The sequence below is a fragment of the Enterobacter sp. EC_64 genome (assembly GCF_019584165.1).
GTDB classification, from domain to species: Bacteria; Pseudomonadota; Gammaproteobacteria; order Enterobacterales; family Enterobacteriaceae; genus Enterobacter; species Enterobacter roggenkampii.
Genome location: NZ_VDAS01000020.1, coordinates 56,570 through 78,906 on the forward strand (window position 1 = coordinate 56,570; position 22,337 = coordinate 78,906).

Sequence of the window (22,337 nt, forward strand, 5' to 3'; positions counted from 1 at the left end):
CGCGTATTGTCGCGAAAAATAAGTCTGAAAATAATGGGTGTTTTTTCCCAGGGATAGCTACATCCGTCTGGTGGACATATCCACAGGAATCCGTACACCTGCAAGGAGAGAAATATGAGTAACATAAAGGTTGTTGATGTCATCATTCGCAAAACGGCGGAGAAAACGAAATTAACTGGCGAAGGGAATTTGTCGGTCTCTATTTCATCCCCGAGCGTGATTGAAATCCAGGGTTCTGCTCAGGATGTGGCGCGTTATGTCCGTCAGGGGAAAGACCTCCTCATTTATATGAAAGATGGCAGCGTGATTCGCTGCAATAACTATTTTGTTGAAGATCCTGAAACGCATACTCAGTCAGAGCTGGTATTCAACGATCGTCAGGAACTGACGCATATTTCTTTTGCCGATGCCGGGGAAGCATCAGGCGTGGCGGTGACCGAGTTAACCGCGCAGGCCACACCGATTAGCGGCATTCAACCTTTCCTGGAGCAGGAAAGCGTCTTAAGCGACGCGCCGTGGGGCTGGATTGCGGGAGCTGCATTAGGCGGCGGTGCCATCGGGGCGCTGCTGGCAAACGGCGGCGACGGCGATACTAAAACAAAAGTTATTGATAATACGAAAGAGGTGGAAAGCGCCACGCCAACCTTCCTGCTGTCGGATAAAGCGGGCGACAAGCAGGGCGTACTGACAGCAAACGCGATCACGGACGACAACACGCCAACCTTTAGCGGTACCGGTCAGCCGGGCGCGACGATCCAGATTAAAGACAGCAGCGGCAGCACCATCGCCAGCGCCATGGTGAGTAAAGAGGGCACCTGGACGGTAAAATTACCGACCCAGACGGACGGGGAACACACCTGGTCGGTGGTGCAGATCGACGGCAGTAAGACTACCGATGCGGGCAATATCACCGTAACGGTCTCGACCGCCGAGGCCGCCATTACGCTGGCCACCACGGCGGGCGATAACGTGCTTAACGCCAGCGAGCAATCCGCAGGCTTTACGCTCTCCGGCGCCAGCAAGAATCTGGCGCAGGGCACCGAACTTACCGTAACGCTGAACGGTAAAACCTACGGGGCCGTGGTGGGCGCTGACGGGACGTGGAGCGTTAACGTACCCGCGGCCGACGCGCAGGCGCTGGGCGATGGCACCTGGACGGTCAACGTCAGCGGCAAAGACGCGGCGGGTAACACCGTGAGCGGCAGCCAGACAATCGGCGTGGATACCGTCGCGCCAACCCTCTCTGTCGATACCCTCGCGCAGGACAACATCATTAATGCCGCCGAGCACAGCCAGCCGCTGACGCTGACCGGCAAAACGAATGCGGAAGCCGGTCAGATCGTCACGGTCACGCTGAACGGTAAAAACTACAACGCCACGGTGGGCAGCGACGGCACCTGGTCCGTCACGCTTGCGGCGGGCGATGTGCAGGCGCTCAGCGAGGGCAATCACACCCTGACGGTGAACGTCAGCGACAAAGCGGGCAACGGCTCATCTGTCACCGCCGATTTTGCGGTGGATACCACCGCGCCGGTCGTTACCATTGATACCGTGGCGGGCGACGATATTCTCAATACCAGCGAGCAGGGCCAGGCGCAGATCATCTCCGGGCAGGCAAATGGCGCCGCCGCGGGGGATGTGGTCACCGTGACCGTTGGCGGCCAGTCCTTCACCGGCGTGGTGCTGGCGGACGGCACCTGGAGCGTAGGCGTTCCGGCGTCCGTGCTGGGCGCTCTGGGGGAAGGTAACCATACGATTTCAGTTTCCGTGACCGACGCGGCAGGCAACACCGGCAGCGCCACGCACGGCATTACGCTGAGCGGCAACCCGCCAGAATTTACGATTGATACCATCAGCCAGGACAACGTGTTGAATGCTCAGGAGGCAATGCAGCCGCTGAGCCTGACCGGCACCAGCAACCTGCCTGACGGCAGCGCCATCACCGTGACGTTGAACAACGTCAGCTATCAGGCCACCGTTGAAAACGGCATCTGGGCGGTCCAGGTGCCGGTTTCCGACGTCCTGAATCTGGCGAACACCCTTTACACCGTCAGCGTCAGCGGTACTGACAGCGTGGGTAACAGCGGCTCTGCCGCGGCGACGCTGCTGGTGGATACCGTGCTGCCGCAGGTGATCATCAACACCTTTGCGGGGGACAACCTGGTCAATAACGCCGAAGCGGGTGTGGATCAAACGCTCAGCGGTCGCGTCACCGGCGCGGCGGCGGGCGATACCGTTTCTGTCACCGTGGGCGGCAAGAGCTACACCGCCACGGTGGGCAGCGATCTGACCTGGAGCGTGAAAATCCCGTCAGCGGATCTTAAGGCGTTCGGCGACGGCGATTTAACCTTCACCGCGTCGGTGACCAATTCGCACGGCAATACCGGTACCGGCGAGCGCGATATCAACATCAACGCACAGCTGCCGGGCCTGCGCGTGAACACCATTTCCGGCGATGACGTGGTCAACGCCATCGAACAGCAGCAGGATCTGACCGTCACCGGCGCCAGCACCCACCTGGCCGCGGGCACGCCGATCGTCGTCACCATTAACAACGTCGAATATAACGCCGTTGTTACCGCCAGCGGCGGCTGGAGCATTGGCGTTCCTGCTGCGGACCTGCAGGCCTGGACCGCGGGAGAGGTGACGGTAAGCGTCAGCGCTGAAGATGCCTGGGGCAATACCGTTGCGGCTGAACACCCGATTGAACTCGATCTGAACGCCGTGGCGGTCACCATTGATACCGTCTCCGGCGACGACCTGCTGAATGCGGCAGAAAAAGGCGCCGATTTAACCCTTTCCGGCCAGACGCAGGGCGTGGAGGCGGGGCAGACCGTGGTGGTGAAATTCGCCGACCAGACCTTTACCGCACAGGTGCAGCAGGACGGCTCCTGGAGCCTGACCGTGCCTGCCAGCGCCATGGAAACCCTGATCGACGGGCGCGCGCAGGTGAGCGTCAGCGTCACGAACGTCAATGGCAACAGTGCCGACGCGTCGCGGGTGGTCACGGTGGATACGCTGCCGCCAGCGATTACGCTCGATAATCTGACCGCCGACAACATCATCAACGCGGCTGAGGCGCAGCAGGATTTAGCCTTGAGCGGCACCAGCAGTGCGGAAGCAGGCCAGACGGTCACCGTGACGCTGAACGGTAAAACGTATCAGACCACGGTCCAGACGGACGGTACCTGGCAGCTGATCGTTCCGGCGGCTGACGTCGGCGCCCTCAACGATGGCATCGTGACCGTGACGGCCACCGTGAGCGACGTGGCGGGCAACAGCAGCAGCGCCGACCGCGTGGGTCTGGTGGACGCGACCGTGCCGCAGGTGACCATTAACGACTTTGTCACCGACACTAACACCGTTAACCAGCTCGCCCATTCACAGGCGCAGATCCTGAGCGGCTCCGTCACCGGTGCTGCAGCGGGCGACCTTGTGACCATTACCATTAACAGCGTCGATTACACCACCGTGGTGGATGCGGCGGGCAACTGGAGCCTTGGCCTGCCGGCGTCTGTCGTTCAGGGGCTGACGGACGGCACCTGGACCATTGACGTCTCCGTGACCGACAGGTCCGGTAATACCGGTAGCACTTCGCTGGATGTGGTGGTGAATACCGTGACGCCTGTTATCAGTATCAACACGCTGGCGGCAGACGACGTGATCAACGCGGCTGAGAAAGGCGAAGCTCTGCAGATTTCCGGCACCAGCAACCAGCCGGAAGGCACGACCATTACGGTGACCCTGAACGGCATACACTATACAGCCACCGCTGATGCCAGCGGCAACTGGAGCCTGACCGTTCCAGCGGCAAACGTCTCGGCGCTGGGCGAGGCGAATTACACCGTGACGGCGAGCGTCACCGATAGCGTAGGCAACAGCGCCTCAACCTCGCACGATGTGCTGGTGGACAGCTCGCTGCCGGTGGTAACTATCGACACGCTGGCGGACGACAATATCGTTAACGCGGCGGAAGTGGCGGCGGGGCAAACCCTGTCCGGTAAGGTGACGAACGCGGCGGCAGGTGACACTGTCACGATTATCCTCGGCGGTCAGACATACACGGCTACTGTGCAGGACGATCTCACCTGGAGCCTGCCGTTAACGGAGAGTCAGTTCACCGCCCTCGGCAATGGCGATCTCACCGTATCGGCCAGCGTGACCAACGGCCACGGCAATACCGGCTCTTCTTCTCTCGACTTCACCATCGACGCCCAGCTTCCGGGGCTGCGTATTGATACGGTCGCAGGCGACGACGTGATTAATGTGATTGAACACGCGCAGAACCTGATTGTGTCCGGCACCAGCACCGATCTGGCGGCGGGCAGTGCCGTGACCGTGACCATCAACGGCAAAGCGTATTCCGCAACGGTGCTGGCAGACGGCTCCTGGCAGGCGGCGGTACCGGCGGCGGACGTGTCCCAGTGGGCGGGTGGCTCGCTGGATATCAAGGCAAGCGCGCAGGATGCCTCCGGCAACCCGGTAACCATCGGGACCGTCGTGGACGTCGATCTCGCGCCGGTCGCCATCACCATCAGCAGCGTGACCGACGACAACGTGCTTAACGCGGCGGAAAAAGGCCAGGATCTGGTGCTGTCCGGTACGACATCCAACGTTGAAGCGGGCCAGACCGTCACCATCACCTTCGCAGGGAAAACGTATACCACGACGGTGGATGGCAATGGCGACTGGACCTGGACCGTTCCGGCTGCCGATCTGAGCGGCCTGAAAGAGGGCGACGCCAGCGTGCAGGTCAGCGTCACCAACGTGAACGGCAACACGGCCTCTTCGGCGCAGGCATTCAGCGTCGACACCACCGCGCCGACGGTGACCATTAACACCATCAGCGGCGATAACATGCTGAATGCGGCTGAGGCGGCGCAGGATCTGACCCTGAGCGGGACGTCTACGGCCGAAGCAGGCCAGACGGTCACCGTGACCTTCAACGGCAATCAGTACAGCGCGCAGGTGCAGGCGGACGGAAGCTGGACGCTCGACGTGCCTGCGGCGGATCTGGCAGGCATTACCGACGGCAGCGCGGCGGTCACGGCGACCGTGTCCGATAAAGCAGGTAACCCGGCCAGCGCGGGATCCTCGGTGCTGGTGGACACCACCGTGCCGCAGATCACCTTCAACATCGTTGCCGGCGACGACATCGTGAATATTGCCGAGCACAGTCAGGCGCTGATCGTCTCCGGTAAGGTGACGGGCGCGCAGGCGGGCGACGTGATTACCGTGACCCTGAACGGTAAAGACTACACCGCCATGCTGGACGCGTCCGGCAACTGGAGCGTGGGCGTTCCGGCGGCGGACGTGGGCGCGCTGGTCAACGGTGACCAGACGATCTCCGCGACCCTCACCGACAAAGCCGGTAACAGCGCCACTGCGACGCACGAATTTGACGTCTCCCTGACCGCGCCGGTCATTGCCATCAATACCCTGGCGGTTGACGACGTGATCAACGCGACCGAGAAAGGCCAGGATCTGCAGGTATCCGGCACCAGTAACCAGCCGGACGGAACGACCATTACGGTGACCCTGAACGGAATCAGCTATACGGCCACCACCGACGCGAGCGGGAACTGGAGCGTGACCGTTCCGGCGGCAAACGTCTCGGCGCTGGGCGAAGCGAGCTACGCCGTGTCGGCGAGCGTGACTGACGCCGCGGGCAACAGCGCGAGCACCGGCCACAGCGTGCTGGTCGACAGCGCGCTGCCGCAGGTCACCATCAACCCGGTCGCCACGGACGATGTCATTAACGCCGCGGAAGTAGCTGCGGGACAGACCCTGAGCGGGAAAGTGAGCGGCGCGGCGAGCGGTGACACTGTCACCATTTCCATTGGTGGCAATACCTATACGGCGACGGTTCAGGACGATCTGAGCTGGTCGGTCAACGTGCCGTCCTCGGTCTTAACCGCCATCGGTAACGGCGATCTGACGGTGTCAGCCAGCGTCACCAACGGCCACGGCAACACCGGCACCGGCGAGCGCGACATCAGCATCGACGCAAACCTGCCGGGCCTGCGCGTCGATACCGTGGCAGGCGACGACGTGATTAACAGCATTGAGCACGCTCAAAATCTGATTATCACCGGCTCCAGCGACGGACTGGCAACGGGCGCGGCGCTGACGGTCACCGTCAACGGCAAAACCTACGCGGCCACCGTACTGGCGGACGGCACCTGGACGGCGGCCATTCCGGCGGCCGACGTCAGCGCGCTGGCTGCGGGCACGGTCACCGTGACCGTGGAGGGGCAAAGCACCGCGGGGAATCCGGTGACCATCAGCCATGACGTGAAGGTGGATCTGGCGGCAGTCGCCATCAGTATTAACCCGATTGCCTCTGACGACGTGATTAACGCGGCGGAGAAAGGCGCGGACCTGCTGCTGTCCGGCTCCACCACCAACGTGGAAGAAAACCAGACCGTTACCATCATCTTCGGCGGCAAGTCGTACACCGCGACGGTCGATGCCGACGGCAACTGGACGGCTACCGTACCGTCTGCCGACGTGGGCAGCCTGAAGGACGGCGATGCCAGCGTGCAGGTGAGCGTGACCAACGTGAACGGCAACAGCGCCTCGGCGGGCCGCGGGTACAGCGTGGACGCGACCGCGCCGACGGTGTCTATTGAAATCATCAGCGACAACAACATCATCAATGCGGCTGAAGCGCAGCAGGATCTGGTGATTAACGGCGTCACCAACGCCGAAGCGGGCCAGACCGTCACCGTGACCCTGAACGGCGTGGACTATACCACCACCGTGCAGGCCAACGGCAGCTGGAGCGTGACCGTGCCGTCCGCGGATCTGAACGGTATTACCGACGGGAACTACACCGTCAGCGCCGCCGTATCGGACAAAGCGGGCAACCCGGCCTCCGCGGATCGCGACGTGCTGGTGGATACCACCGTTCCACAGTTGACCATTCACACCGTGTCCGACGACGACGTGATCAACAGCGCCGAGCACGTGCAGGCATTGATTGTCACCGGTTCCGTGACCGGCGCGGCGGCGGGCGACGTGGTCACCGTCACCCTCAACGGCAAATCGTACACCGCCACCCTGGACGCCTCCGGCAACTGGAGCGTGGGCGTGCCTGCGGCGGACGTCACCGCGCTGGCCGCCGGGGATTACACCATTACCGCGGCGCTGACCGATAAAGCGGGCAACAGCAACAGCGCCACGCACGGCGTGGCGGTGAACCTGACCGCGCCGGGGCTGACCATTGACACTGTTTCCGGTGACGATGTGATCAATAACACCGAGAAAACCCAGGATCTGACCCTCTCCGGTACGGCTTCCGGCCTGGCGGCAGGCGCGGTGGTGACCGTGATGCTGAACGGCAAAGCGTACAGCGCGCAGGTGGACGATAACGGAAAATGGACCACCACCGTTCCGGCGAGCGAAGTCGGTCAGCTGGGCGAGGCGCTTTACACCGTCACCGCCTCGGCGACGGACAGCGTCGGTAACAGCACCAGCGCGTCGCACACGGTATACGTGGAGTCCGTTCTGCCGGGCGTGATCGTCAACACCATTGCGGGCGACGACGTGATTAACGCCGCCGAGCTGGCAGCCGGCCAGACCATCAGCGGTAAGGTGGTGAATGCCGAAGCGGGCAACACCCTGACCGTGACCATTGGCGGTAACATCTACACCGCAACGGTGCAGAGCGATCTTACCTGGTCCGTTAACGTGCCTTCGGACGTGCTGACCGCGCTGGGTAACGGCGATTTAACGGTGTCGGCCAGCGTGACCAACGGCGTCGGCAACAGCGGATCCGCTGAGCGCGATATCACTATCGACGCTAACCTGCCGGGCCTGCGCGTGGATACCGTGGCGGGCGACGACGTGATCAACAGTATCGAACACGGGCAGAACCTGATTATCACCGGCACCAGCGACGGGCTGGCGGCGGGCGCGGCGTTGACCGTGACCGTAAACGGCAAAACCTACCCGGCCACCGTGCTGGCCGACGGCACCTGGCGTGCGGCCATCCCGGCTGCGGATGTGGGTGACCTGGCAGCAGGTACGGTCACCGTGACCGTTGCAGGCCAGAGTAGCGCCGGTAACCCGGTTTCCATCAGCCACGATGTGACGGTAGATCTGGCGACCGTTGCCATCAGCATCGATGCGATTGCTTCAGACGACGTGATTAACGCCGCCGAGAAGGGCGCGGATCTGGTGCTCTCCGGGGCGACCTCGAACGTTGAGGAAAACCAGACCGTTACCATCACCTTCGGCGGCAAGAGCTACACCGCGACCGTCGGCGCCGACGGCAAATGGACGACCATGGTGCCAGCCGCCGACCTGGCGGGTCTGAAAGACGGCGACGCCAGCGTGCAGGTGAGCGTCACCAACGTGAACGGCAACAGCGCCTCGGCGGGACGTGAGTACAGCGTGGATGCCACCGCGCCGACCGTTACGATTAACACCCTGGCGACGGATGATATTCTGAACGCCGCCGAAGCGAAGAGCGATCTGACGGTTTCCGGTACCAGCACCGCCGAAGCGGGCCAGACGGTCACCGTGTCGCTGAACGGCAAAGACTACACCACCGCCGTCAGCGCAGACGGCAGCTGGACGCTGAACGTTCCGGCGGCCGATCTGGCAGGATTAACCGACGGCAGCGTCACTGGACGCGGCGGGGAACTGGAGCGTGGGCGTCCCGGCAAGCGTCATTTCCGGCCTCAGCGACGGCACCGTGACCGTCACGGCGTCGGTCACCGACGCGGCGGGCAACACCGGCACCGGCAGCCATAACGTGACCGTCGATACCGGTCTGCCTTCGGTCAGCTTCAACGCCATCAGCGACGATAACGTGCTGAACGCGGTGGAAAAAGGTCAGGATCTGCGCGTGAGCGGCACCAGCGCCAACCTGGCGGAAGGCACCGTGGTGACCGTGACCCTGAACGGCAAAAACTACACGGCGACGACGGCGGCAGACGGCACCTGGAGCCTGACGGTTCCGGCAGCGGATCTGGCCGGTCTGGGTCAGGCTAACTACACCCTGAACGCAACCGCCACCAACGGCGTGGGCAACAGCGTGAGCAACACCGCGAACCTGCTGGTGGACACCGCGCTGCCAACGGTCACCATCAACACCGTGGCGGGCGATAACGTCATTAACGCGGCGGAAGTAGCCGCAGGCCAGACCCTGAGCGGCACCGTGGCGAATGCCGAAGCGGGCAATACCGTGACCGTGACCATTGGCGGCAACAGCTACACCGCAACGGTGCAGAACGACCTGACCTGGTCCGTCAACGTGCCGTCTGACGTGCTGACGGCGCTGGGTAACGGCAGCCTGAGCGTGACGGCGACCGTTACCAACGGCCACGGTAACACCGGCACCGGCGAGCGCGAGATCGCGATCGACGCTAACCTGCCGGGCCTGCGCGTCGATACGGTAGCGGGCGACAACGTGGTCAACAGCATTGAGCATGCGCAGAACCTCATTGTCACCGGTTCCAGCGACGGGCTGGCACCGGGCACGACGCTGACCGTCACCATCAACGGCAAAGACTATGCGGCCACGGTGCTGGCGGACGGCAGCTGGAGCGCGGCTGTGCCGTCTACCGACGTGAGCGCGTGGCCGGAAGGCACCGTCAAAATCAGCGTCACTGGCGACAGCGCTGCGGGTAACCCGATTACCATCAGCCACGATGTGACGGTAGATCTGGCGACCGTTGCCATCAGCATCAATCCGATTGCGACCGACGACGTGATTAACGCGGCGGAGAAGGGCGCGGATCTGGTGCTGTCCGGTGCGACCATCAACGTGGAAGCCGGGCAGACCGTGACCATCAGCCTGAACGGCAAAATCTATAGTGCGACAGTAGACGACAGCGGCAACTGGACCTGGACCGTACCGTCTGCGGATCTGGCTGGCCTGAAGGACGGCGATGCCAGCGTGCAGGTGAGCGTCACCAACGTGAACGGCAACAGCGCCTCGGCGGGACGTGAGTACAGCGTGGATGCCACCGCGCCGACCGTCACGATCAACACCCTGGCGACGGACGACATTCTTAATGCCGCCGAAGCGAAGAGCGAACTGACCGTGTCCGGCAGCAGCTCTGCCGAAGCGGGCCAGACGGTCACCGTGTCGCTGAACGGCAAAGACTACACCACCACCGTCAGCGCGGACGGCAGCTGGACGCTGAACGTCCCGGCGGCCGATGTTGCGGCCCTGACGGACGGCAGCGTGACCGTGACCGCATCGGTCAGCGACAAGGCGGGTAACCCGGCGTCGGTTGATCACACTCTGACGGTGGACGTCATCGTTCCGGCGGTGACCATCAACACCGTGGCGGGCGACGATGTCATTAACCTCGCAGAACACAGCCAGGCGCACATCATCAGCGGCACCGCCACCGGCGCGGCAGCGGGCGATAAGGTGACCGTCACCATCGGCGGCGAGACCTACACCACCGTGCTGGACGCGGCGGGCAACTGGAGCGTGGGCGTCCCGGCGAGCGTGATTTCCGGCCTCAGCGACGGCAGCGTGACCGTCACGGCATCGGTTACCGACGCGGCGGGCAATACCGGCACCGGCACGCATAACGTGACCGTCGATACCGGTCTGCCTTCGGTCAGCTTCAACGCCATCAGCGACGATAACGTGCTGAACGCGGTAGAGAAGGGTCAGGATCTGCGCGTCAGCGGCACCAGCGCCAACCTGGCAGAAGGCACCGTGGTGGCCGTGACCCTCAACGGCAAAAACTACACGGCCACGACGGCGGCAGACGGCACCTGGAGCCTGACCGTTCCGGCGGCGGATCTGGCGGGTCTGGGCGAAGCGAATTACACCCTGAGCGCGAGCGCCACCAACGGCGTGGGCAACAGCGTGAGCAACACCGCGAACCTGCTGGTGGATACCGCGCTGCCAACCGTCACCATCAACACCGTGGCGGGCGATAACGTCATCAACGCGGCGGAAGTGGCCGCGGGCCAGACCCTCAGCGGCAAGGTCGCGAACGCGGAGGCGGGCAATACCGTCACTGTGACCATTGGCGGCAACACCTACACCGCAACAGTGCAGAGCGATCTGACCTGGTCCGTGAACGTGCCGGAATCCGTCCTGACGGCGCTGGGCAACGGCGACCTGACGGTGTCTGCGACTGTGACCAACGGCCACGGCAACACGGGAACGGGCGAGCGCGAAATCGTTATAGACGCCAGTCTGCCGGGCCTGCGCGTCGATACGGTAGCGGGCGACGATGTGATCAACAGCATCGAACATACTCAAAACCTGATCGTCTCCGGCACCAGCGACGGGCTGGCGGCAGGCACAACGCTCACCGTGACCGTCAATGGCAAAACCTATGCGGCCTCCGTGCTGGCAGACGGCTCCTGGAGCGCGGCGATCCCGGCGGCAGACGTCGCGGCCTTCGCAGCAGGTACGGTCACCGTGACCGTTGCCGGCCAGAGCGCGGCGGGCAACCCGGTGACCATCAGCCATGACGTGACCGTCGATCTGGCGGCGGTGGCTATCAGCATCGATGCGATTGCCACCGACGACGTGATTAACGCGGCGGAGAAAGGTGCGGATCTGGTGCTCTCCGGCAGCACCTCGAACGTGGAGGAAAACCAGACCGTTACGGTTACCTTCGGCGGCAAGACGTACACCGCGAAGGTGGATGCTGACGGTCACTGGACGGCCACTGTGCCGTCTGCAGACCTTGCGGGCCTGAAGGACGGTGACGCCAGCGTGCAGGTGAGCGTCACCAACGCGCACGGCAACAGCGCCTCGGCGGGCCGCGAATACAGCGTGGACGCGACTGCGCCAACCGTGACCATTGATACGGTCGCAGGCGATAACGTGATTAACGGCAGCGAAGCGGCTGCGGGCGTGGCTATCTCCGGCACCACCACGGCGGAAGCCGGGCAGACGGTCACCGTGACGCTGGGCGGTAAGAGCTATACCGCCCAGGTGCAGCAGGGCGGCGTCTGGAGCGTGAACGTGCCGGGCAGCGATCTGACCGCACTGGCGGATAGCGGCTACACCGTGCAGGTGAGCGTGAGCGACGCCGCGGGTAACCCGGGCAGCGCGGGCAAGACGATTACGCTTGACGCCACGCCGCCGACCGTCAGCTTTAACGTGGTGGCGGGCGATGACGTCATTAACAGCGTGGAGCACGGCCAGGCGCAGATCGTCAGCGGGTCGGCAACCGGCGCGAACGTCGGCGATAAAGTGGTTATCACCCTCGGTTCGCACCAGTACACCACCACCGTTGACGCCAGCGGCAACTGGAGCGTGGGCGTTCCGGCCAGCGTGATTTCCGCGCTGACCGACGGCACCGTGACCCTCAGCGCGACCATTACCGACAGCGCGGGTAACAGCAGCACCCAGACCCATGACGTGGTGGTCAACACCGCCTCCGTGGCGCTGACGGTGAACACCCTTAGCGGTGACGACGTCATCAACGCGGCTGAAGCCGGTTCGTCACTGGTGATTAACGGCTCCAGCGCGCAGTTCGCCAGCGGGACCCAGGTCACCGTGACCCTGAACGGCAAGAGCTATACGGCCACCATTCAGAGCGACGGCACCTGGACGACCACCGTACCGGTTGCAGACGTCAGCGCCCTGACCGATGGCGCCAGCTATCAGGTGTCCGTATCGGCACAGGACAGCGCGGGCAACAGCGCCTCCGCAACGCATACTATCAGCGTGGATACCACTGCGCCGGTGGTGAGCATTCGGACACTGTCGGTTGACGACATGCTGAACGCCGCGGAAGCGCAGCAGCCGCTGACCGTGCACGGATCTTCCAGCGCGGAGGCGGGGCAGACCGTTACCGTGACGCTGGGAGGAAAAACCTACACTGCGCTTGTCGGCAGCGACGGCACCTGGACGCTCGACGTGCCGGCAGCCGACCTGGCCGCCCTGAGCCAGGGCGCGCTGACGGTCACCGCCTCGGTCAACGACAAAGCCGGTAACAGCGGCCAGACCACGCACACCTTAACGGTGGATACCGTCGCGCCAACCGTGACCATCAGCACCGTGGCCGATGACGATATCGTCAACAACGCGGAGCAGCTGGCGGGCCAGACCATCCGCGGCACCACCACGGCGGAACAGGGCCAGACGGTGACCGTCTCCTTCAACGGGCACAGCTATCAGGCGACCGTCGGGGCGGACGGATCGTGGTCGGTCTTCGTACCGGGCCGTGATTTCCTCGGCCTGAGCGACGGGGAGTACACCATCACCGCGTCGGTAAGCGACAGGGCGGGCAACCCGGGCAGCGCAACGCACGACGTGACGCTGAACGGCGATGTCCCAACCATCACCATTAACACCTTTGCGCAGGACGACATCGTCAACGCCGCCGAGCACGGCACGCCGCTGGTCGTCAGCGGCACCACCAACGCGCCTGCAGGCCAGACGGTGACCATCACGTTGAACGGTAAAACCTATGCGGCTACCGTCCAGAATGACGGCACCTGGAGCTACACGGTCAGCAGCGCTGACGTGGCCGCGCTGGCAGACGGCGGTTCTTACGTCATTAACGCGCAGGTCAGCAACACCATCGGCAACAGCGCCAGCGATAACCATACCGTCACGGTGGATCTCACCGCGCCGTCGATGGGGATCGCTATTGATTCGCTGCAAAACGACACCGGCCTGAGCGCGAGTGATTTCATCACCAACGACAGCCAGGTCGTCGTCAACGGCTCGCTGACCGCGCAGCTCGGCAATAACGAGAAGGCGCAGATCAGCCTCGACGGCGGCGTCACCTGGATCGACCTGACCGTGACCGGCACCACCTGGCGCTACGCCGATGGCCGCACCCTGACGGACGGGACGTATCAGTACCAGGTCCGCGTGATTGATAACGCGGGCAACGTGGGGGCCACGGACAGCCAGGACGTGGTGATTGACCTGACGAAGCCTGCGGCAACCACCATTACCGTGGATTCCATTACGCAGGATACCGGCCTGTCCGGCAGCGACTTTATCACCAGCGACAACCAGATCAGCCTTAAAGGCACGCTCGGTGCGGCGCTGGGCAGCGGCGACCACGCGCAGATCAGCCTTGACGGCGGCGTCACCTGGATCGACGTTAGCGTCAGCGGCCTGAGCTGGACGTATGTCGATGGGCGCACGCTGGCCGACGGGGATTACAACTACCAGCTGCGCGTGATTGACGATGCGGGCAACATCAGCGCCACCGCCTCTCAGGTGGTGACCATTGATACGGTTGCACCGGACGCCAGCAAAACGATCGCCATCGACAGCATCAGCGACGATACCGGCCTGAGCAGCAGCGACTTTATCACTCGCGACACGTCCCTGACGCTGCACGGCTCGCTCGGCGCGACGCTGGCCGACGGCGAATACGCCCAGATCAGCCTCGACGGCGGCGTCACCTGGCAGAACGTGATTGTCACCGGCAACAGCTGGTACTACGTCGATAGCCGCACGCTGGGTAACCAGACCTATGACTATTACGTCCGCGTGGTGGATGCGGCCGGTAACGTGGGGGCCAGCGCCCATCAGCAGGTGACCGTGGATACGATTGCTCCGGATGCGGCGATCACGGTGTCGGTGGATAACATCACCGTGGATACCGGCTTCGACAATAACGACTTCCTGACCAGTTCGACCTCGTACACCCTGCACGGAACGCTCGGCGCTGAACTCGGCGCGGGCGAGTACGTGCAGGTGAGCATGGACGGCGGCACGACCTGGGTGTACGCCACCGTCAGCGGCACCCAGTGGAGCTACAGCGATACGCGTGCCCTGACCGACGGCAGCCATAACTATCAGGTGCGGGTTGTCGACCTGGCGGGTAACGTCGGGGCCACCACCTCGCAGGCGGTGACGGTGGATACCCAGGCGCCGCAGTACGGCGTTACCATCGACAGCATCAGCGACGATACCGGCCAGTCCGGGAGTGATTTCATCACCATGGACACCACGCTGACCCTCAACGGTTCGCTGGGCAGCGCGCTGGCAAGCGACGAGCGCGTGCAGATCAGCCTCGACGGCGGGAATACCTGGCTCGATACCACGGTCACCAACCAGCGCTGGAGCTACACCGATACCCGCGATCTGCCTGACGGGGACTACACCTACCAGGTGCGGATTATCGACCAGGCGGGCAACGTGGGTTCCACCGCGTCTCAGGTCGTCACGGTAGACACCACGCCGCCGACCACGGTCGGTACGGTCGTGAGCTATACCGACGGCGAAGGCGAGCGTCAAGGCACCTTTGGCAGCGCGGTGGCCACGGACGATAACTCGCCGCTGATCAACGGGACGCTGAACCGCGCCCCGGACGACGGCGAGATCGTGCAGCTTTACCGTGACGGGGTTCTGCTCGGCCAGGTGACCATGAACGGCAGCGCAAGCTGGTCCTTCCAGGACAACGGCCTGAGCGACGGGAATCACACCTACATCGTGCGCGTCACCGACAGGGCCGGAAACTACACGGAATCCGACGGCTTTGTGCTGAACGTCGATACCAGCATCCCGACCACCACGGCGGCGATTACCGCGCAGACCACGTCGGATACCACGCCGATCGTCACCGGTACCGTCTCCGCTGACCTGGTGAACGGTGAATACCTGGTGGTGACGGTGAACGGCAAAACCTACACCTCCCAGACGGGCGGTGCGGTGGTGGTCGACCCGGATCACAACACCTGGTATCTGCAGATCCCGGACGGCGATGCGCTGAGCGTGGCGAGCTACAGCGTGACCGCGCAGGTGAAGAGCAGCGCGGGTAACGGCAATACCACCGGTACGGCGACCGGCAGCCTGGTGATTGATACCACCTCGGTGAACACCGACTGGGCAACCACGGCGGGGAACAGCAACAACTCCACCATGACCCTCGGCATGAACAGCAGCGGTCTGTGGAATATCATCGCTAACGGCCAGTCTTACTCCAGCAGCGATAGCTCGACCTATGCCGGCAATACGCTGACTAACACCCGTAACTACTACGTGGTGATCCAGACCGCCGCCGACTTTGACCGTAACGGCACGCAGGACATTTTCGCGACGGAAAATACCTACGCCGGGTCAACGCAGGTGATGTGGACCTACGATGGCAGCACCTATAACGCCAGCCAGCTGGCAATGGGCACCACCATCTGGTTCGGCGGCGTGATTGCCTACGATAAAACCGGGGATGGGTATCTGGATCTGGCGTACGGTGACTCCGGCGCGGACTCCATTACCTATCTGATCAACAACAACGGGGTACTCTCGCCTGACGGCACCTACGGCGGCGCGGGATTCTGGGGACAGTTCACCACCATGCGTGAAATCTCCGGCGTCGATATTAACAATGACGGCACCGTGGATGTGGTTCAGCACACTAACCGCAGCGGCGCGTACTCGTTAACCGTGATCAACAACAACGGCAACGGCACGCTCTCCATCGGTCAGAACCTGACGAACGTGTTTGTGCCCAACGCCTCGAATACCACCACGGCGGCGTCCATGACGTGGGCGGACTTCAACGGCGATGGCTACATGGATCTGTACCTGGGCAGCAGCTACAACAACAACGGCGGGGTGATCTACTACAACGACGGTACCGGGAAGCTCTCGGCCACCAAGAGCGCGGTGGAGGCCTCTAACGCAGCGGCGGGCTATCTGTCGGTGGCGGTGGACTGGAACGGTGACGGGCAGATGGACATCGTCAAGCTCAGCACCTACGGCGGCTCGCAGACGGCGACGCTGTTCACCAACAACGGCTACGGCTCCACCTGGACCGCCAGCCAGCTGGCGTCCGGCATTGCTTACGCCACCGGCGTGGCGGCAGTGGACTATAACTGGGACGGTGCGCAGGACCTGCTGGTCTCTCAGCAGAACGGCAAGGTGGTGCTGGTGCAAAACAGCAAAACCATTGCTGACGGCACCGCGATGCATCTGCACATTGTCGACAGCGAGGGCATCAACGCCTACTACGGCAATACGGTCAACCTGTACAACGCCGCGGGCGTGCTGGTGGCCTCACAGATCATCAACGCCCAGTCCGGTATCGGGTCGAACGATACGTCCGCGCTGGTGAGCTTCTACGGGCTGGATCCGAATGAAACCTATTCGGCCGAGATCCTGAAGATCACCAACGGCGTGTCGGATAACGTCACCTGGAGCGGTCTGGAAGCGGGCAACGGCAAAGAGGGCTACGTCCTGACGGCCGAAGCGGCCACCGGCGGCCACAGCGGAACCATTACCGGAACCGGGTATAACGACACCTTTATCGCCGAAAATGGCACGTATACCTACAACGGTTCCGGCGGCTGGACTACCCATTCCGACCATGACACCTGGAGCAACACCGGCGGGATGGACGTGGTGGATTACCGCAATGCGACCTCTGGCGTGACCGTGGATCTGCGCCTCTCAACCGCGCAGGACACCGGGTTCGGGACCTCACGACTGCTCAACATTGAGGGGATCAACGGCTCGAACTTCGACGACGTCATTACCGGCAACAGCGGTGATAACCAGTTCGAAGGCCGCGGCGGGAACGACACCTTCAACATCGGCAGCGGCGGTCACGATACGTTGCTCTACAAGCTGATCAACGCGACGGATGCGACGGGCGGTAACGGTCACGACGTGGTGAACGGCTTTACGGTCGGCACCTGGGAAGGGACGGCGGACACGGATCGTATCGACCTGCGCGATCTGCTCTCCGGCAGCGGCTATACCGGCACGGGCTCGGCGAGCTACGTGAACGGCGTGGCCACGCTGGACAGCGGCGCGGGGAATATCAGCGATTACATCCGCGTGGTGCAGAACGGCAGCAATACCGAGATCCAGGTTGACCTGGACGGTACCGGCGGTCAGTTCTCGCCAACCACCCTGGTGACGCTGAACGGCGTGCAGACGGATCTGGCAACGCTGCTGGCGAACCATCAACTGTTAATTGCGTAAAACAACGCCGCGGGGAGCGATCCCCGCGGCCTTTTGGCGTTTCTTTAGACGAATTGCGTTACCCCGGAGATTATGAAGACACATCCACAGTACGAACCCTGGCTGCAGGGCATGCTCATCATCGCGAAGCACTACCGCCTGGACTTTTCGGTGGAGCACGTTCGGGTCACGATTAACCATGAAAGCCAGTCGCCGCGCCAGCTGGTGCTGGAGGAGATGGCGCGCCAGCTTGGGCTGGGGATGCGCGTGGTGGCGGCAGAAGCGGCATCCCTCGATCCGTGGCGCCTGCCGCTGCTGGCAGAATTCACCGGCGGGCAGATTGCGGTGATCAACCGCATGGACAACGAAGGCAACGTCAGCCTGCAGTTCAGCGGCGACGGCGGCCTGGAGACGACGCTGACGCGCGAGGCGCTCGGGTCGCGATTAAAGGGCCTGATGGTGCTGCGCCCGCTCGAGTCCACGCCGGATGCCCGCGTGGATGATTACATCAAACCGTATGAAAAAAACTGGTTCTGGCAGCTGGCGCTGAAGGACTGGCGACGTTACGGCGACATTATGCTGGTGGCGCTGGTCGCCAATGTGCTGGCGCTTTCCGGCATGGTCTTCTCCATGCAGGTCTACGACAGGGTGGTACCGTCGCAGTCAGAAGCCACGCTGTGGGTGCTGTTTGGCGGCGTGATGATTGCCATCGTGTTCGAATTCATCATGCGCATGCTGCGTGTGCACATTTCTGACGTGGTAGGGAAGCGCGCCGATCTGCGCATCTCTGAACGCGTCTTTGCCCACGCGCTGCGGATTAAAAACGGCGCACGCTCGAAATCAACCGGATCGTTTATCGCGCAGATCCGCGAGCTGGAGTCGGTGCGCGAGCTGATCACCTCGACGACCATTGCGGCCCTCTCCGATCTGCCGTTCTTCCTGCTGTTCGTCTTCATTCTGTGGATGATTGGCGGTCCGCTGGTGCTGGTGGTCCTGCTCGCCGTGCCGCTGTTGCTTATTCCGGGCCTGCTGGTGCAGCGCCCGCTGGGGAAACTCTCCAGCGAAGGGATGCGTGAATCCGCCATTCGCAACGCCACGCTGGTGGAAGCGGTGCAGGGCATTGAAGACATCAAGCTGATGCGCGCCGAGCAGCGTTTCCAGAACCAGTGGAATAACACCAACGACGTTGCCGCCAGCGTCGGCATGAAGCAGCGCTGGCTGACGGGCCTGCTGCTTACCTGGACCCAGGAGGTGCAGTCCATTGTTTACGCGGTGGTGCTGCTGGTGGGCTGCTATCTGGTCATCAGCGGTGACATGACCACCGGTGCGCTGGTGGGTACCTCGATTCTGGCGTCGCGGACCATTGCGCCGCTGTCGCAGATCTCAGGCGTGCTCTCGCGCTGGCAGTCGGCAAAAGTGGCCCGTAAGGGGCTGGACGACCTTATGCAGCGGCCGATTGACGATCCGCAGCACGGCAAGAAGGTGCACAAAGCCCACCTGCGCGGCGACTATGCCCTTGAGGACGTCGGGTTTTACTACGACGAGGAAGAGAAACTCACCGTGCTCAACATCAGCAAGCTGCAGATCCGCGCTGGAGAACGCGTGGCGGTGCTCGGGCGCAATGGCTCCGGCAAAAGCACGCTCTTACAGCTTCTGGCGGGCATGCAGGAGCCGCAGCAGGGCAGCATTCTGCTGGACGATATTGCCCTTAATCATCTTGATCCGGCCGACGTGCGTCGCGACATGCAGCTGCTGAGCCAGCAGGCCCGTCTGTTCTTTGGCTCCGTGCGGGACAACATCCTGATGGGGAACCCGCTGGCGACCGACGATGAGATTCACCATGCGCTGGTCAACAGTGGCGCGCTGGAGTTTGTGCGCAAACAGAAAATGGGGCTGAACACTATCATCAACGAGGGCGGAACGGGCCTCTCGGGCGGACAGCGTCAGGCGCTGCTGCTGGCGCGCGCCCTGATCACCTCGCCGACTATTCTGCTGCTGGACGAGCCTACCGCCTGGCTGGACGAAATGAGCGAGAAGCAGTTTATTCAGCATCTTCACACATGGCTGGGTAAGCGCCGCACGCTGGTGGTGGCGACGCATCGCCTGCCAATTCTGGACCTGGTCGACCGCATCATCGTGCTGGAAAACGGCAAGGTGGTGATGGACGGCCCGCGCGACGCCATCCTGCACCAGCATGGTATGGCGCCGCAAAAGACAGCACAGCGCACCGTGACCATGAAACCGGCGGCGGTTGCAGAGGAGGGCGCGGCATGAATGATTTTTCCCGTTTTAATAGCCGACTGAAGGAGCCTCGCCTTCCGCGCTCTACCCTGGTGGCATGGTCCCTGTTCGCCCTGCTGGTGGTGTTTATCGCCTGGGCGAGCCTGTTCCATCTTGATGAGGTGACGACAGGCAGCGGCAAGGTGATACCGTCTTCGCATGAGCAGGTCATCCAGTCCCTGGAAGGCGGCATTATCCACAGCCTGATGGTGCGCGAAGGCGACATCGTCGAGCGCGGCCAGCAGCTCGCGCAGCTTGATCGGACAAAAACCGAGTCGAGCGTGCTGGAGAGCGAGTCGCGTCTGAATGCGGCGCTGGCCACGGCGGCACGCCTGAAGGCCGAAGTTAACGACACGGAGCTGACGTTTCCCGAGGAGCTGGATGACGACGTTGAGCTGGTTAAGCAGGAAACGGCGCTCTATCAGTCCCGTCGCGAGAGCCTTGAAAAAGGGCTGGCTGGTTTACGTCAGGGTGCCGAGCTGGTGCAGCGTGAGCTGTCGTTGACCCGTCCGCTGGTGACCCAGGGGGCGGCCAGCAAGGTGGAGGTGCTGCGTCTTGAGCGTCAAAAAAATGAGCTTGAGAATAAAATCACCGAGATGAAAAACCAGTATTACGTCCGCGCCCGCGAAGAGCTGGCGAAAGCCAATGCGGAGATCGAAGCCCAGCGTTCGGTGATGAAGGGGCGGGAAGACTCTCTGACCCGACTGACCTTCAATGCGCCGGTTCGCGGGATCGTGAAGGATATTGACGTCACGACCGTGGGCGGCGTCATCCCGCCGAACGGCAAGCTGATGAGTCTGGTTCCGCTTGACGATCAGATGGTGGTAGAAGCGAAAATTTCACCGCGCGATGTGGCGTTTATCCATCCCGGCCAGAAGGCGCTGGTGAAAGTGACGGCCTATGACTACTCCATTTACGGTGGGCTGGAAGGGGAAGTGACCATGATTTCGCCGGACACCCTGCAGGATGAGGTGAAAAGAGATGTTTATTACTATCGCGTCTATATTCGTACCGACAGTAACCATCTGACCAATAAGCAGGGTCAGGAATTTCCGGTCTTTCCGGGCATGATTGCCACCGTTGATATTAAAACCGGCAGCAAAACCATTCTGGATTATCTGTTGAAACCGCTGAACAAGGCAAAAGAGGCGCTGCGGGAACGATAGGTGAACGGCGTTCGGAACTCCGAACGCCTGGTGGATTATACGGTTGACGTCACGTTGTGAACGTGGCGTCGCTCTTTAGGAACAACGTTGATGTAATGCGTAACATACGCAAAATATAACCCGGCATAATTTTCGACGAGTTCGATAAACGCCGGATAGACCGATAGCCGACCATCACCCCGATCTTTCAGATAGCCTGCCTCCTGAGCCGATTTGATAATCCGGTTGACGTGGATGCGCGATACAAAAAATTCTTTTGCGAGCGTGCTGGCTGAATAGTCGATGACGGCACCATGGGCAGATTTATTTTTCATAGCCTGCAGGTAAAGATAAAGCATAATCATACGTCCGCCATCTTTATCGATAAATAATCCCACTTCAGGCAACACCTTTCTGAACGTTAATCCCCGAAAAAGATATTCTGCCGCGCGGCGGAAGAAGTTATTTCTCAAAATGTCATTATCCAGCAGGTTCACGTTAATATTGAATGTCGGGTAAAGAATACTGACGGGCAAAAAAGCGCCGGACATATATCGCTTAAGTTCATTCAGACCTTTTTCGGTTGGTGCGATTCTCGTTTTGCGTCTGTCTTCCGTACAGCGCCAGGTCCTGATGCGCCCGGTGGTTCTGAGTATCGTGATGATCGCAATAACGCTGTTGGGGCTGGCTATCTTATAGCGAGAACATAACTCTTTAATTTCTGAGACTGACTCGGCCTGATTTCCAAAAATAAAACAACACATGGAGAGGATAATGTTGAACCGTGATTCCTGTAGCATTGTCTTGTAGAACAAAGGTTGTTTTTTGTAGATGGTGTCATTAATTGTGTAGTGCTCTAATATTGCCTCACCGAATCGTGGATTGCTCTTTATGACATCCCTTCGATGTAGCAAGGCCCTGGATGAGATATGATTATCCATAGCATTTTTCTCGTATTTGAATGAGCCGATAGATGAAGTGTCCAGTCTTCTTTTTCGGAATTTTCATTATACCCTGAGAATAAAATATTTGCCGTGGTT

The 22,337-nt window shown here is 61.8% G+C and carries 3 protein-coding genes and 1 pseudogene; 3 read left to right on the forward strand and 1 reads right to left on the reverse strand.

The genetic code is table 11. The features are described 5' to 3' along the window. Positions 1-114 precede the first annotated feature (114 nt). The 3 genes and pseudogenes from FHC52_RS16255 to FHC52_RS16265 all read left to right on the forward strand — a co-directional run bounded on the left by FHC52_RS16255 (position 115) and on the right by FHC52_RS16265 (position 21,318). Positions 115-17,893: pseudogene (locus FHC52_RS16255) on the forward strand (Ig-like domain-containing protein). A 72-nt stretch (positions 17,894-17,965) separates the two neighbouring features. Then, positions 17,966-20,146, forward strand: a complete 2,181-nt coding sequence (locus FHC52_RS16260; RefSeq protein WP_220420146.1) for a type I secretion system permease/ATPase — start codon at positions 17,966-17,968, stop codon at positions 20,144-20,146. Continuing rightward, on the forward strand, positions 20,143-21,318 hold the full coding sequence (locus FHC52_RS16265; RefSeq protein ID WP_045910492.1) for an HlyD family type I secretion periplasmic adaptor subunit: 1,176 nt from the start codon (positions 20,143-20,145) through the stop codon (positions 21,316-21,318). The genes FHC52_RS16260 and FHC52_RS16265 overlap by 4 nt, the downstream gene beginning before the upstream one ends. A 35-nt stretch (positions 21,319-21,353) precedes the next feature. Here the strand turns inward: FHC52_RS16265 and FHC52_RS16270 are convergent, their stop codons facing one another. Continuing rightward, a complete protein-coding gene (locus FHC52_RS16270; RefSeq protein ID WP_048223123.1) occupies positions 21,354-22,238 on the reverse strand; it encodes a hypothetical protein in 885 nt (294 codons plus the stop codon). Positions 22,239-22,337 lie beyond the last annotated feature (99 nt).

What these genes read in the sequence shown, in the direction of transcription:
- FHC52_RS16260 (WP_220420146.1), top strand. Translation starts at nt 17,966, where the DNA reads ATGAAGACACATCCACAGTACGAACCCTGGCTGCAGGGCATGCTCATC.
- FHC52_RS16265 (WP_045910492.1), top strand. Translation starts at nt 20,143, where the DNA reads ATGAATGATTTTTCCCGTTTTAATAGCCGACTGAAGGAGCCTCGCCTT.
- FHC52_RS16270 (WP_048223123.1), bottom strand. Translation starts at nt 22,238, where the DNA reads ATGGATAATCATATCTCATCCAGGGCCTTGCTACATCGAAGGGATGTC.